This window comes from Pleurocapsa sp. FMAR1 (genome assembly GCF_963665995.1).
Lineage (GTDB): Bacteria > Cyanobacteriota > Cyanobacteriia > Cyanobacteriales > Xenococcaceae > Waterburya.
In genome coordinates, this window is sequence record NZ_OY762512.1 from 2,630,774 (window position 1) to 2,644,802 (window position 14,029).

Genomic DNA, 14,029 nt, shown 5'->3' on the forward strand with positions numbered 1-14,029 from the left:
GTCTGAAGAACTCATTGCGGTTTTAAAAGCCTACATTACTATTCACTGTTACTAGACTTCTCAGTAGCCTTAGTTTTCGATTGTTCAATATTTGCGTTCGTTGAAGATTGTTTATTAGATACTCGTCTGACTTGCTCAACTTGACTGACTTGAAAAATTAAGGTGAAGCGTTTACCAGTTTCTTTGGCGACAAAATCTTCTAAAAGCCCTACTTGCTTGGGGTTTGGAGTATAAGCTCCGATAACAGAAACATCTAAGTAAGCTTCAGGCGGTTCGCTTCTCCAGTTGACACGGGTGTCGATCAATTTCACGCGCTGAAAAGTAGCAGTACGGTTTACCAAGACATCTTGTACAAAAGCTTCTAATTTTTCTTGTTGCCACAATTGTACAAAGCTAATAGTTAAAGGAATGATAAGTATACTAGTGAAAATTGCCGTTCGCCTAAGAGCTTTTCCACCGCGACGTAGTGACGTACAGCCTGTAATGACAAAAATCAGCATACAAGAAAGAGTAATTCCTAATAAATTGGTCAGGTACAAAAGAGTTGCACCTAAACTAAGTGACCAATCTCCTTGAGACAGACTCAAGCCAATTACACAAATTGGTGGCATGAGCGCGACAGCAATTGCCGTACCAGCCAGACTAGAAGAAGTTTTAGGCTTTACTTTGGCAAAGCCACTAATTGCTCCTGCTGCGATCGCTATTCCCAAATCTAGTAAAGTAGGTTCAGAACGAGCCAAAACTTCGCTGCCAAATTGGGGAACTCTAACCAAAAAACCAATGCACCAAGCTAAAGCAATTGATATTAGCGTTCCTACCACAATGGCAGTGGCAGATTTACGGAAAATAACAATGTTGCCTTCTAATGATGCAAATGCCAGTCCTCTAATCGGTAACATTAAAGGGGCAACAATCATTGCACCTATAATCACAGCAGCACTATTAGAGAGCAATCCAAAAGTAGCAATAGCACAAGAGCCTACAGTCAACGCCAGATAGTTAATCTCTAAAGTTGACTCTTCCAGTAGCTCCAGTTGCATTTGCTTGAGCTTTTCTGGTTCGGGTTTTTTACTGCCGAAATTCCGAAACCGGCTGCTAATATTCATCTACAAAGCCCTTCAATTTCATTGTTGATGAGTTATGTCATGGGACTTAAGTAGTAAGCATATTGATTCTTACGCTCAAGTTACAATAAGGCTATAGTACTAGTTTGAAACACTGCTTTTTATAACTTTTTGTATATTCAAAATCTTAACTTACTAAAGATGTAGCAATCGAACTTTAGATTAGGACATCTTTACGCTCTCTTTGCGTCTTTGCGCGAGATGGTTACTTGACACCAAAAGTTGGATATGGCAAAAATCATAAGATTAAACTTTTAGTCATATCTTCAGAAAAGCTATCGAAACCAATACTTTAGCTTCTTACTCATCAGTCGATTTACAAAACTATACAGTACAAGATAAATTGTTCGGCTATAATGTGACTACACGGTCAGGTGACTAGTTGGTCATATAAAAAACAACTGCAAAGACTGGCTTCACAGACAACATTTTTTATAACAGGAGTTTATACATTTAATTATGTTTACAACCACACATAATCCATTAAACAAAATATTTAGCATTCCTACTTGGACAATGGCTCTTATTGTAAGCAGTTCGGCATTATATCCAACTGTGGGATTAGCTCAAAGTCGCCCGCTAGCAGCCAAAAGCGCACAGCAAGAAACTCTGTATCTCAACAACGATCGCACCTATTCCTATAACTTAGTCGCTAAAGAAAGAGGAGTAATCGATGGTGTTGTTATTCCTGCGGGTGCGACTATTGTAGGGAAATACGTCCCAGCTAAAGGCGGACTCCGCTATGTAGCAGAAGCAGTAACTTACGATCGCTATAGCTATTCTATTAGCGCGAGTTCTCCAGTGCTAGAAGATATTAAAGACTCCAGAGACACATCGACTGGCGCGATTTTAAAAGATGCTGCTGTTGGTGCTGCTGGGGGTACAATCCTCGGTGAAATTTTTGGTAATGCAGATGCCAAAGAAATTATCGGTGGTGCAGCAGCAGGAGTAGCAGTTGGTAATCTTACTGCCGATCGCGTTGTGGCTATCGATCCTAAAGTCAGCATAGTTCTTTACGACAATTAAACGAACTCTGTATTTAATTAGTACTTAAGTACTTAGATGGTCGCTCGCAATCTGATAGAAAAATTCGCAAAAACAATTCAACCTCAACTTATTTTTACCGCTCAAAATTTACACCACAGGAGTTTACCCTCATGGCTACATTCAGAAGATTTATTAAAGCAATTAAAGACTATTACCAACAGGGAGAAGCAGGAGACATCGCTTATCTCAAAATCGAACTACTTCGTATTGGAGGTAGTCCCGAACTGTTGGCTAAGTTAGAAGATCTTGAAGACTACTATCCCACCGTCAATTTAGAAGAACTGGCGCAATTACCAGAAGGTACGTTGGGTTATGAATATGCCCAGCACATGAAAAAGAATGGTATTCACCCCCTAAAAATTAGTGACGATCTGATTGAAGCTGCCAAAGCTAATCCTTTTGCTCTCAGATTTACGGCTACTCACGATATCTTCCACATCCTACTGGGCTTTGATACTTCCTACGCAGGAGAAATCGGCGTATTAGGATTCACTATTGGTCAGGACTATAGCAAGTTTCTTAATGCTTACGAACCAATAATTAAGCATCTTTATCCCCTAATATTGCGTTCTCAAGCTCGACAAATACGGGCAAATCTGGCAAAAGGTAAAGCGATTGGCGAACAGGCGCAATGTCTGTTGGCTTATCCCTTTGAATTAAATTGGTCGCGTCCAATTGAAGATATTCGGGCTGAATTGGGACTGGTATTAGATAACCAGCAGTTAGACGCAGAATCAATCAATCCTACAAAAGATCGCTCCCGTGAAATAGCTACAGCTTAATCGAGCTATCTCTTTCTACTCTCATTACTACATCACAATAAACATTATAGGAAACTATTATCATGCCTAGCATCAAACGTTACGCTAAAGCACTCAAAGACTACTTCACCACTGGAGAGACTGGCGACGCTGCTTTTGGCGAAATCAAATTCTATGGAATAGGCTTAAATCCCGCGCTTAAGGATCGATTACAAGATTTTGTCGGCTACTACCCCAAAATTGACTTAGAAGAACTAGCTCAGTTACCCGAAGGCACACTGGGTTACGAATACGCTCAACACATGAAGCAGCATAATATTCAGCCTTTGGAGATTAGCCCAGATTTGAGAGAAGAAGCCGATCTCAGTCCTTTTGCACTACGGTATACCGTTACCCACGATATTTTTCATATTCTTCTAGGCTTTGATACCAGTTATGCAGGAGAAATGGGAGTCTTCGGTTTCACTGTAGGTCAGAACTATAGCAAAATGCTGAAAATAGTTGAGCCTCTGGTTCTCTTGATTTTCTGTGTAATTAGACCGTTTCAAATTAAGAAAATCTGGGAGTGCGATCGCATTGGTCAAGCATTAGGTAAGCAAGCTGAGTGTCTGTTGACTTACCGCTTTGAAGATAACTGGGCGCGTCCGATTGATAATGTTCGGGCTGAATTAGGACTGGTTTTGAGTAATGAGCAATTGGAGAAGATAGAAAGTACTCCCATGATGGCTAAATCCCAGACAGAAGTAAGCGCATAGACGAACTATTTAATTTTGAGAATTTACCTGCCCTGATTTAAGTTCAGCAATTCTCTCTTGAGTCAAACGATTTTCTTTTTCCAGAGTTTCCAAAACAAAGTCTGGTAATTGTGCTGATTTATTTAAGGCTAAGGTAAAATTTTGTGTAGCTTCTTCTAAAACCTGGATATCATCATTCTTTTTGCCAATTTGTCTGAGGATCTGCCCTTTGAGATAATAATGTTCTGGATTATCGGGAGCAGCTTTTATAGCTTTATTAGCATATTCTAAAGCCTTATCATATTGTTTCAAATCCCGATATGCCACTGCTAGACCTCTATCCACTAAATAACCAGGTGCAGCATTCGATTCAAAACGAGCGATCGCCTGTTCTGGTTTAGAAAAAGGCAAGTTAACGGCTAATAATAAATCCATATAGCCTTTAATCAAGTTCAATTCAGGATCGTTAGGGTCGCTCTCTTCTGCGCGATCGAGATATTTGAAGACCAACTGTAGCTTATTAATAGCATCTAAAGCACCGTCTTTTTGATAAACATAAGCACCATCTAAGAAATGACCCACTGCCAAATAAAGATTACCCCGTAGAGGATCGCTTTGGCTTAACAATTGGGCTGACTCTAAAGTCTTATCAGCGTATTTTTTGATGCCTTCCCAATCTTTTTCTTTTTCGGTATAAGCTAAAGAAGCAAGCAGGGCATAAGTCAAAGGTTCGTCTGGTTTTTCGGCTTCAGCCTGTAATAGTTCATTATTAACTGTTTTGTAGTCTCCTTTAAAAAAAATAGTTTCAAATGCTTGTTCGGTATATTTGTCAATATCACGAGGATTTTTTTGACGGAAAGGATCTGCTGCCCAAGCTGCACTACTAAGACCAATAATCATAGTAATGCTTAATGGTATCCAAATTGTTTGTTGCAACTGAGTTTTAAAACTAGTAATTTTAGTTTCTCTTTTCATTATGCCTAATTATAATTATTAGTAAATTTGGTAAATATTGACGTAAGCAACAAAAATCTAGTTCCTGAAAACAGAAGTAATATTATCATTAACAATAACAAAAGCTAAATTAAACCCCTCTCAATTAAAGAGCTTATAATTAAGCTATAAAAATCTAGGTTATTTAGATAATGCTGCGTCTGCAAAATTTAACTTATCATCCTCCTGCTACTGTTCAACCTATCTTGAAAAAGATTAACCTAGAACTTCCAGCACAGAAACTAGGATTAATAGTCGGAGCTAGTGGTTCGGGTAAGACTACTATTTTAGAGATTTTAGCGGGATTGGCACAGCCAACCAAAGGGGAAATTTTCTGGCGCACCAAACAATTGACTGATGTTGAATTACAGCAGCTAGCAGGATTAGTGTTTCAGTTTCCTGAACGGCATTTTTGTGGTGGTAGTATTTTAGAAGAATTGCGCTTGGGTCATCCAGAATTAGATTTAAAAAGAGTTAAAGATGCTTTGAGCGAGGTAGGATTAGATCATATATCTTTAAAAATATCTCCCCATGCTCTTAGTGGTGGGCAACAGCGTCGGTTGGCTTTGGCAGTACAGCTAATTCGTCAGCCTAATGTACTGATGTTAGACGAGCCTACAGCAGGATTAGATTGGTCGATGAGGATTCAACTAGCTAAACTGCTTAAAAAATTAAAAGAGCATTGGACATTGCTAGTAGTTACTCACGACCCTGGAGAGTTGATAGATATAGCCGATCGCTGTTGGACAATTAGCCATGGAGATCTCCAGCCCATTGAGCCAGTGGCATTGAATCGATAATCTAAAAGCTTATGAGTCAGATCGAAACTAATAGATTGCCCCAAATGACAACAGTTTGGCAACAAAGCCTTAATTGGCAGCCCGACGCAGCCCAAGAGCAATTATTTCAACGGGTTTATCAAGAGGTTATCGAAGGAAATCGTCAACAGAATCTAACTCGTATCACTATACCAAAAGACTTTTGGGAAAAACACCTTTGGGATTCCCTCTCAGGGATAGTTGGCTTGGAGCAAGATTTTTTAGCTCAAAAACTCCAGGTGATTGATATTGGTACAGGAGCGGGTTTTCCTGGTATTCCTCTAGCGATCGCCTTTCCTCACTGGCAAATTACGCTGCTAGACTCTACTCGCAAAAAGATTAACTTTGTCAATGATTTAATTACCAAACTTAAGTTAAATAACGCCACGGGCATAGTTGCTCGCGCCGAAGAGTTAGGCAGAATCCCAGGCGATCGCCAAGCTTACGATTTAGCTTTGGTTAGAGCAGTAAGTAAAGCCTCTGTCTGTGCTGAATACAGCTTACCGCTAGTGAAAGTAGGTGGACTGGCTGTTCTTTACCGTGGACACTGGAACAAGTCAGATACCGCCAGTTTAAAGTCTGCTGTAGCTCGCTTGGGCTGCAAAATAGAATTAATTTATCCTTGGGAAACTCCTATTAGCCAAGGGGTACGCCATTGTATATATATCCGTAAACATTCCCCAACATCCAAGAAATTTCCCCGCGAAGTTGGTGTTCCAGAAAAGCAACCGCTTTGAATCGATGATCAATGACCAGTCAGCTTTTGGTAGACAATAACAATAATTGGCGTTGGTGAGTGCGTAATGTTTGTTCTTAATTGCTACTACAATAAGCAATCCTGTTTAAAAGTTTTTTATCAGCTTGAAAGCTCGTTCAATAATCAAAATTTGGTCAAATAAAGTCATCAGATCCATTGACTCATAAAGTCCCTCGCTGACTTCTAGAGATGCGCAATCGACGGCTGCTGGCATTGCTTCACTGATAATGTCTAACAGTTCAACATCCGAGGCATAATAACCCCCTGATTTTCTCTTGTTGACACGGTTAATTTCGCGCACCGAATTTTTAATAGATACATTCCCAGATCTAGTAGTGCGTTTTTCTACCTCTTGCTTAATTAGATGAATTAAGAGGATTACAGCGTAACTGTAAATTTTATTTAACTTATCCTCTTTTGACGAGAGGAAATGCCCTGAGTTAAAGGGCATATTCTACTCTCGTCGTGACATTTCCTCTAATTCGCCAACAATTTCCAACGCCTTATCGTAGTTTTTCTCCTCTATGTATTTCCTTAACTCCAGCAACTCTTCCATAACTTTAATAAATTATCTGCCCTTTCTCCAAATCTATCTCAAAATTATATGTAAGTAGAGCGACATAATTAAACTGAAAATAGAATTCTCTTAGTCCCCCAGTCCCCTAGTCCCCTAATCTCCCAGTCATTGATGGGAACAATAGTGGCGATCGCTCTTCAAGGCGAGCGAGGATTAGAAACCTTTTCAATTCTCCAGATTATCCGCTTCAACTGCATTATTAATCCTTTAGAATTGAAGTTAACCGTATTTTAAGTAGTGAAATAGCGACTTTTATGTTCAACAACTTGCCAATTATAGTTAACCTAGATAACAGTTTGGTTTACAAATCTAATTAGAAGCTTACATAAATAAAGTTAATATTTATAATGATAAGAAATTATTAGGGTTTTCCATTCTGAAGACAATTATTCTAAAATAAAAATTAATTGGTAAAATTAGGCACTTACATAGCCAAGTGTTTGAGTAAAACTTAGGTACAGTTGAGGAAGGACTGCCATAGTGATTCAAAACCTAGATCAGCACTATAAAGTCTTGGGATTAAACCCAGGCGCATCTCTCGAAGAGGTTAATCAGGCATATAAAGATTTGGTATTTATTTGGCATCCCGATCGCCTTCCGCAAGAAAATGAGCGGTTGATCCAGAAATCTGTTGAAAAACTACAGCAGATAAATGAGGCCCGAGATTCTTTGCGTTCGTACCATCGTCAGCACAAAAAGACTGCCAAACACCAGCCAAGCTCGACAACCAAACATCAGTCTGGATCGACAACTTATTACGATAGACAAGCAAAACCATATTCTCGTAATACACAGGCTTACTCTGGGAGCAATCGTACCTCTGCTGATACAGCCAATCGGCAACAGACTTATGCCAAGTCAAATTATAACCCAGGAAACTACCAGCAAAGTCGCCCTTGGGACTATCGAGCATACTATTCTACATCCAGTAATCCAAGCGATCGCAAAACTAGTGGCAGTGACGGTTATCAAGACTTCCATCAGCCTAGTAAAAGCTATAGTTCACCTCGCCCAGTCGAAAATAGCTGTACAAGACCATACTTCAAAGACCTTCGCGGTGCGGATCTAAGCAGATCTAACTTTAAAGAAAAGGATTTTTCTTGTAGAGATCTATCCGAAGCAAATCTCTCCTATGCCGATCTGAGCGATACTTTCTTGCACAAGATAATTCTAGAAGGTGCTAATCTTCAGGGGGCGAACTTAAAAGGTGCTAATTTACTTCAGGCAAACCTGAGAAATGCCAATCTTCAAGATGCCAATCTAATTGGTGCAGACTTGAGCGGTTCGGACTTAAGCGGTGCTAACCTAAACGGTGCCAAAGTCGGCTTTAACAATAAAATTATGGTAAAAATTACCGCTGTTAAATTAACTGGTGCTACTTTACCTGATGGTTCAATTCATCCATAAAGTGTTGCAGACTTGTCGGTAGCAGTTGCCGATTAGACTATTTTAGCTCTCAGCTATAAGCTACAAGCTATTATTTCTGAGAGTCTACACTTTTATGCTGAGTCCTATTCTTCTGCTCGTTTATCCCGATTATGGTGATTCACTAACTAAAACTTTTAAGATATTAATATATAGACAATCAATATTACTTAAAACTTTATCAGTAATCATTTATGGCTCGCAGAAATCGCAATCAAAATAGTTACGATAATCCTAACGATCGTTACGATCCTCCAAATTATCGCTCAAGTCCTCCTACCCCTCCTACCCCTCCTCCTAAAAAAAGTCCTATAGATATAGCTAAAGTAGCAATTATCGCCAGTGTTTTTGTCGTTGGTATAGTTATTGGATTATCTCTAAACCTCTCTAGCGGCTCGAGCGGTAATGAATCTGTCGATTCTAGTTTACAAATAGATCGCGCAGCACCAAACCCCGAACTGTGTCAGCAATTTGGAGCTAGTGCGATCGTCACAGATATGCGGGTATTTTTGACCCTGAATCCCTTTAGCGTCTATTTAACCCAGCCTAGTATGCAGCCTGGGTGTGTTCTACGGCGTACTAATTGGTCTATTTTAGAGCAAAGAAAATTAGTCAATTCCGAACAGGTTAGAGATTGCAAGAGACGCATGAATACTTTTGGATTTATCGGCCCATTAGAAGGAAAGCCCAAAATCGACTGTGTTTATCAAAATGATGCTGCGGGAAATCTATTTTTACAGAATGGGCAATCAGGAGCGTTACCAGAATCAGACAATTTCTAAGGATTATTCTGAAGATTTAGTCTAAACTAAAGGCGATAAAACAACTTTATATATAAGAACTATTAATAAATATGTGTGGAATTGTCGGCTACATAGGTACTCAAGCTGCAACAGACATTTTAATTTCTGGTCTAGAAAGATTAGAGTATCGGGGTTATGACTCAGCAGGAGTAGCCACGATACTAGAAGGAAATATTAACTGCATCAAAGCAAAAGGCAAACTTTATAATCTGCGAGAAAAAATAGAACGGGACGTCAATCCTGCTCAAATAGGAATTGGACATACTCGTTGGGCAACTCATGGTAAACCAGAAGAACGCAATGCTCATCCGCATCTGGATATGGAAAAGCGGATCGCTGTAGTTCAAAATGGAATTATTGAAAACTATCAGCAAATACGAGACGAATTAAAAAGTAAAGGATACGAGTTTCGTTCGGAAACAGATACAGAAGTTATTCCCAATTTGATTGCTGAAGTTCTCAAAACCGCTGAGGAAGATTTTTTACCTCGTTACGCTCGTTTGCTGGCAGCAGTTCAAAAAACAGTAAATAGACTAAAAGGAGCATTTGCGCTAGCTATTATTTGCGCCGATTATCCTGAAGAAATAATAGCAGTTAGACAACAAGCTCCTTTAGCTATTGGTTTTGGACAAGGAGAATTTTTTTGTAACTCCGATGTTACAGCCTTGCTTCCCCATACTCGTGCTGTTCTTAGTCTGGAAAATGGCGACATAGCAAAACTTACGCCATTAGGAGTAGAGATATACAACTTTGCAGGCGATCGCATTTCCCGTTTTCCTCGCACCCTAGATTGGAATCCCGTACAGACAGAGAAACAGGGTTTTCGTCACTATATGCTCAAGGAAATCTATGAGCAGCCAGCAGTAGTTAGAACTTGTTTGGATACCTATATTAATCCTAACTGGCACGCCGATGAAAATCCTGATTTTAGCCCCGTAAATATCGGTTTGTCTCCCATAACGGATGATCTCGAACATATTCAAATATTAGCCTGTGGTACGAGTTGGCACGCTGCTTTGATCGGCAAATATTTATTAGAACAAGTTGCAGGTATTCCCACTACAGTAGATTACGCTTCAGAGTTTCGCTATTCTCCCAAACCCATAATTCCTAATACTTTAACCATCGGTGTAACTCAATCTGGAGAAACCGCCGATACCATTGCTGCCTTAGAGTCAGAAAGAGCTAGACGAGCGGGTTTAGAACCAAAATTTCAGGCAAAACTACTGGCTATTACTAATCGTGCCGAAAGCAGTATTGCTCAAATATGCGATCGCATTATCGATACCCATGCAGGAATAGAAATTGGTGTAGCAGCTACCAAAACTTTTGTCGCTCAAACAATGGGTTTTTATTTTTTATCCCTAGATTTGGCTTATCGTCGTCAAGCTATACCCAATAGCAGAATTGAAGAGATAATTGAAGGCTTACGTCATATACCTAGTCAGATAGAAACCATTCTTGATACTCAAGCAGATGCGATCGAGGAATTAGCTCACGACTTTGCTACCGAAACTGAAGACTTTATCTTTATTGGCAGAGGTATTAACTTTCCTATCGCTCTCGAAGGTGCATTAAAGCTCAAAGAAATCTCTTACATCCATGCAGAGGCATATCCTGCTGGTGAAATGAAGCATGGACCGATCGCTTTATTAGATAACAAAGTACCAGTAGTAGCCGTGGCTATGCCTGGAAGCGTCTACGAAAAGGTTATTTCTAACGCCCAAGAAGCAAAAGCTAGAGATGCTCGTTTAATTGGTGTCACTACGGCGATGAATGCTACTGAAGCGGGACACACCTTTGATGATATGTTGACTGTGCCAGAGGTAGACGAGTTGATTTCTCCTATATTATCAATTATTCCCTTACAAATGCTGTCTTATCACATTGCTGCAATTAAAGGCTTAGATGTAGATCAGCCTCGTAATCTGGCAAAAAGTGTTACTGTTGAGTAGAAATATTAGCGTTTCATCAATCAATAATGTTAGATTACACCGCGACTGACATAATTAATCATTTAGTGGAAGCAGGAATAGCTGGAATTGTAGGAAACTATTCTACTGATTTGGTCAAATCAAGAGGTACAAAAGCACTTGAGCTAGGACGCAAGATATGGCAAACGATAAGTAATCGCTTAAAAACCGATCCTGATGCAAAAATTATAATCGATAGAGTAGAGCATGACAAATCAGAAAAGCATCTAAAAATGCTAATACCTTGTTTAGAAGAAGCAATGGAGGATGAGAAATTTACAGCAGAACTATTTCAACTTCTGAATCAATTTGTTGATGTCGAGCCTGAAAAAAATATTAACAGAGATTTTACTGCCAAAGGCAGTTCGGCTGTACTAGCCAATGCAACCGCATACATACAAAATATTGGAGGACAACATAAACATGAACATTATAACGATTCTGCACCAGGAAAAAAGTTCTAGATAGAATTGAATATAACAGTATTGAGTTAGATACTATTCCTTATAATCTTCATAACTGGGTAGAAAGGATAGAAGAGGTACGTACTATAAAATTTTGGCTAAATAGTGAAGAAATTCGCACTATAGGATTGCAAGGTTTTGGAGGAGTTGGAAAATCTACGATAGCTTCTTATTTTTATAAATCTAGTAATTTTAAAGATAAGTTTTGGGCTAACGTTAATGGTCAAACAGATTTTATATACTTTGCCGAACGAGCAATTATAGAATTGAAAGGGCAAATGCCTGAAATTCCTAAAAATACTAATCTTACAAAAGACACCACTGGTTCTTTATTAATTAATAGCTTATTAGCTTGTCTTAATCAAAAACCTTGTTTGCTAGTGATAGATAATTTAGAATCTCTAATAAATAACGAAAGAGAGTTACAAGACAAAGGATACCATGACTTTTTTCAAAAATGGTTAAAAGGAGGAACTTGTAGCACACTTTTAATCACTACTCAAGATATACCAAAATCGCTTCAAAATATTAACAACTGGTATTTTCTTAAAGGAATGAAACTTTCGGAGGGAGTTGCTTTTGCTAGAAAACTAGGAATATCAGGAACACAAGCAGAAATAGAAAATTTTGTGCAATTTATAGATGGGCATCCTTTGACTTTAGAATTGGTTGCAAGCTATCTTAGAAACGAATGTTATGAATTAAAAGAAATTGAAGAACAATTTAAGTTAGCATACGAAAAAGCCAAGGGAGAACATCGTAAACAAGAAGTATACCTTGAGTGGATAATTCAGCAGCATTTAGCAAGGCTATCAAAACAATTCAAAAACTTTTTAATTAATTTGAGTGTTTACAGATTATCTTTTAATGCTGAAGCAGCTAGCTATATGTGGCTCGAACCTAAGGAAGAAAAAACTATTAGCATAGCACTAAAAGACTTGTGGCATCGTTCTTTACTTTTAAAGACTAGAAATAAAAAATATCAGTTTCAACCTTTAATACAAAAATATATATCTCAACAAAAAAATTATCTTTTTCAAGCACATCAAAAAGCAGCTAACTATTATGAGACTCATTATAAAGATATTAACTCTTGGAACAAGTTAGAAGATATATCAGAACATTTAGAAAGTTTTTATCATCTATACGAAATTCAAATAATTAATCCTAATGAGTTCTTCCGCGATTTTTATGTATTTTTATACTTGTATTTTGATAGATTGTATATGTTTATTGATTCACAAGGCTATAGTTCGGTTGTTATAAAGCTTTGTAAAAACTTGATATCTTTAAACTCCCCTAAGTATAGACAGATACAAGCAGCAAGCTTAATTGCTTTAGGTCAAGCCTTTATATCGACAGTAGAAAGTGATAAAGCTATTCATTTTTTGAAAAAAGGGATAGTATTTCATCTTGAATTAACAAATACAAAGTCAGCTTCTGAAGCTAACTTACCTTTGGGTAATGCTTACTGTGAGAAAGGAAATTATCAAAAAGCAATAGAATGCTATCGAGAATGTTTGAAAAAAACTACAAGTATTGATATGCAAGCAAAATGTTTTGATGGTATTGGTACTGCTTATTCAGAATCGGGACGTGATAGAGAAGCAGTTGATTATTATATGCAAGCTTTAACAAATAATGTAATAACAGATGAAATATTAATTGCAACTATTGAGGGTAATTTAGGCTCTACATATATAAAAATGAATAACTATGTAGAAGCCAAAAAGCATATTGAAACACAGTTAGACATATCGAGAAACATCAATAACAAAGTCCAAGAAAGAACCGCATTGATGAATTTAGGAACTGTTTCTCACTATTTAGAACAAACTTTAGAAGGTATTAAATATATACAAGATTCAATCAAATTAGCCAAGGAAATGAAAAATTTATCTGCTGAAGCTGGTTCTAGAAATTCTTTAGCAAATATATTTATCGACCTTAAACAGTTTGACGATTCTCTGATTCATGCTAAAAGAGCATTGGAAATTTCAAATAACTTACCACCAAAAGGTATATCTTCTTTGAATGTAGGCGTATCATATCTATTACAAGGTAAATATCAACCAGCAGAAGAGTTTCTTTATCAATCTTTGAATATAGGAGAAGAAATACTTGATATCAGTTTACAAGCCGATAGTTTATTTAATTTATCTAACTTATTTAGGCATCAGAATAAAATATTAGAAGCAAAAATAGCTATCGAAAACTCTAGAAAGTTATATGAAAGAATGAAGCTTATTAAAAGAGTGGAGGATTGCGATCGCTTAATCTATCAATTAGATTATGTTGATAAAGATACTTCGATTACTAATATAATTAGAAAATTGTTTGGTGTAATTGATTTAACTGACTGATTAGTATGATATTAAAAGATATAAAAATAGTCATTATACGAGCCGAAAATAATTTTTTATTTCACTTCTATTAATTCCAAAATTAAAATTGCGATCGCATATCATGATTATCAAAGGATATGAAGAAGCAAACGGGTTTCTCAAAGCTGCTAAAAGACAGATAGAGCATTAAATATCGAAGTAGATATAA

Annotated in this window: 14 protein-coding genes; 11 read left to right on the top strand and 3 right to left on the bottom strand. The window is 37.7% G+C overall.

Features of this window, described 5'->3' with window-relative positions; translation table 11 throughout:
* Nucleotides 1–38 precede the first annotated feature (38 nt).
* Entirely contained in the window at nucleotides 39–1,106 is a 1,068-nt protein-coding gene (locus tag SLP02_RS12700) for a DUF389 domain-containing protein (RefSeq protein ID WP_319421024.1), read from the bottom strand.
* Nucleotides 1,107–1,583: 477 nt separating this feature from the next.
* Between SLP02_RS12700 and SLP02_RS12705 the strand changes: the two genes are divergently transcribed.
* From SLP02_RS12705 to SLP02_RS12715, 3 genes are all read left to right on the top strand, one after another.
* Entirely contained in the window at nucleotides 1,584–2,150 is a 567-nt protein-coding gene (locus SLP02_RS12705; protein ID WP_319421025.1) for a hypothetical protein, read from the top strand.
* Between the two features lie 131 nt (nucleotides 2,151–2,281).
* Entirely contained in the window at nucleotides 2,282–2,953 is a 672-nt protein-coding gene (locus SLP02_RS12710) for a Coq4 family protein (protein WP_319421026.1), read from the top strand.
* A gap of 62 nt (nucleotides 2,954–3,015) precedes the next feature.
* On the top strand, nucleotides 3,016–3,687 hold the full coding sequence (locus SLP02_RS12715) for a Coq4 family protein (RefSeq protein WP_319421027.1): 672 nt from the start codon (nucleotides 3,016–3,018) through the stop codon (nucleotides 3,685–3,687).
* 9 nt (nucleotides 3,688–3,696) lie between these two features.
* Here the strand turns inward: SLP02_RS12715 and SLP02_RS12720 are convergent, their stop codons facing one another.
* Entirely contained in the window at nucleotides 3,697–4,641 is a 945-nt protein-coding gene (locus SLP02_RS12720; RefSeq protein ID WP_319421028.1) for a Sll0314/Alr1548 family TPR repeat-containing protein, read from the bottom strand.
* A gap of 170 nt (nucleotides 4,642–4,811) precedes the next feature.
* Here SLP02_RS12720 and SLP02_RS12725 point away from each other — a divergent pair, with 170 nt between their 5' ends.
* Entirely contained in the window at nucleotides 4,812–5,459 is a 648-nt protein-coding gene (locus SLP02_RS12725) for an ABC transporter ATP-binding protein (RefSeq protein WP_319421029.1), read from the top strand.
* An 11-nt stretch (nucleotides 5,460–5,470) separates the two neighbouring features.
* Entirely contained in the window at nucleotides 5,471–6,214 is a 744-nt protein-coding gene (gene rsmG / locus SLP02_RS12730; protein WP_319421030.1) for a 16S rRNA (guanine(527)-N(7))-methyltransferase RsmG, read from the top strand.
* A gap of 105 nt (nucleotides 6,215–6,319) precedes the next feature.
* Here rsmG and SLP02_RS12735 read toward each other — a convergent pair whose 3' ends face one another.
* Complete coding sequence (locus tag SLP02_RS12735) at nucleotides 6,320–6,685, bottom strand: hypothetical protein (protein ID WP_319421031.1); 366 nt, start codon at nucleotides 6,683–6,685, stop codon at nucleotides 6,320–6,322.
* 234 nt (nucleotides 6,686–6,919) lie between these two features.
* Here SLP02_RS12735 and SLP02_RS12740 point away from each other — a divergent pair, with 234 nt between their 5' ends.
* The 6 genes from SLP02_RS12740 (at nucleotide 6,920) to SLP02_RS12765 (ending at nucleotide 13,839) form a co-directional block, all read left to right on the top strand.
* Entirely contained in the window at nucleotides 6,920–7,045 is a 126-nt protein-coding gene (locus tag SLP02_RS12740) for a hypothetical protein (protein WP_319421032.1), read from the top strand.
* A gap of 246 nt (nucleotides 7,046–7,291) precedes the next feature.
* Nucleotides 7,292–8,218, top strand: a complete 927-nt coding sequence (locus SLP02_RS12745) for a pentapeptide repeat-containing protein (protein ID WP_319421033.1) — start codon at nucleotides 7,292–7,294, stop codon at nucleotides 8,216–8,218.
* Nucleotides 8,219–8,430: 212 nt separating this feature from the next.
* A complete protein-coding gene (locus SLP02_RS12750; RefSeq protein ID WP_319421034.1) occupies nucleotides 8,431–9,018 on the top strand; it encodes a DUF3172 domain-containing protein in 588 nt (195 codons plus the stop codon).
* 71 nt (nucleotides 9,019–9,089) lie between these two features.
* Nucleotides 9,090–10,994 carry a glutamine--fructose-6-phosphate transaminase (isomerizing) gene (gene glmS / locus SLP02_RS12755; RefSeq protein WP_319421035.1) on the top strand — a complete coding sequence of 635 codons (1,905 nt, stop codon included), beginning with the start codon at nucleotides 9,090–9,092 and terminating at the stop codon, nucleotides 10,992–10,994.
* Nucleotides 10,995–11,020: 26 nt separating this feature from the next.
* Nucleotides 11,021–11,476 (top strand): hypothetical protein, encoded by a 456-nt coding sequence (locus SLP02_RS12760; protein ID WP_319421036.1) that lies wholly within the window; start codon nucleotides 11,021–11,023, stop codon nucleotides 11,474–11,476.
* A gap of 128 nt (nucleotides 11,477–11,604) precedes the next feature.
* The gene (locus SLP02_RS12765; protein WP_319421037.1) at nucleotides 11,605–13,839 is read left to right on the top strand and encodes a tetratricopeptide repeat protein; all 2,235 of its coding nucleotides are present in this window, start codon (nucleotides 11,605–11,607) and stop codon (nucleotides 13,837–13,839) included.
* Nucleotides 13,840–14,029 lie beyond the last annotated feature (190 nt).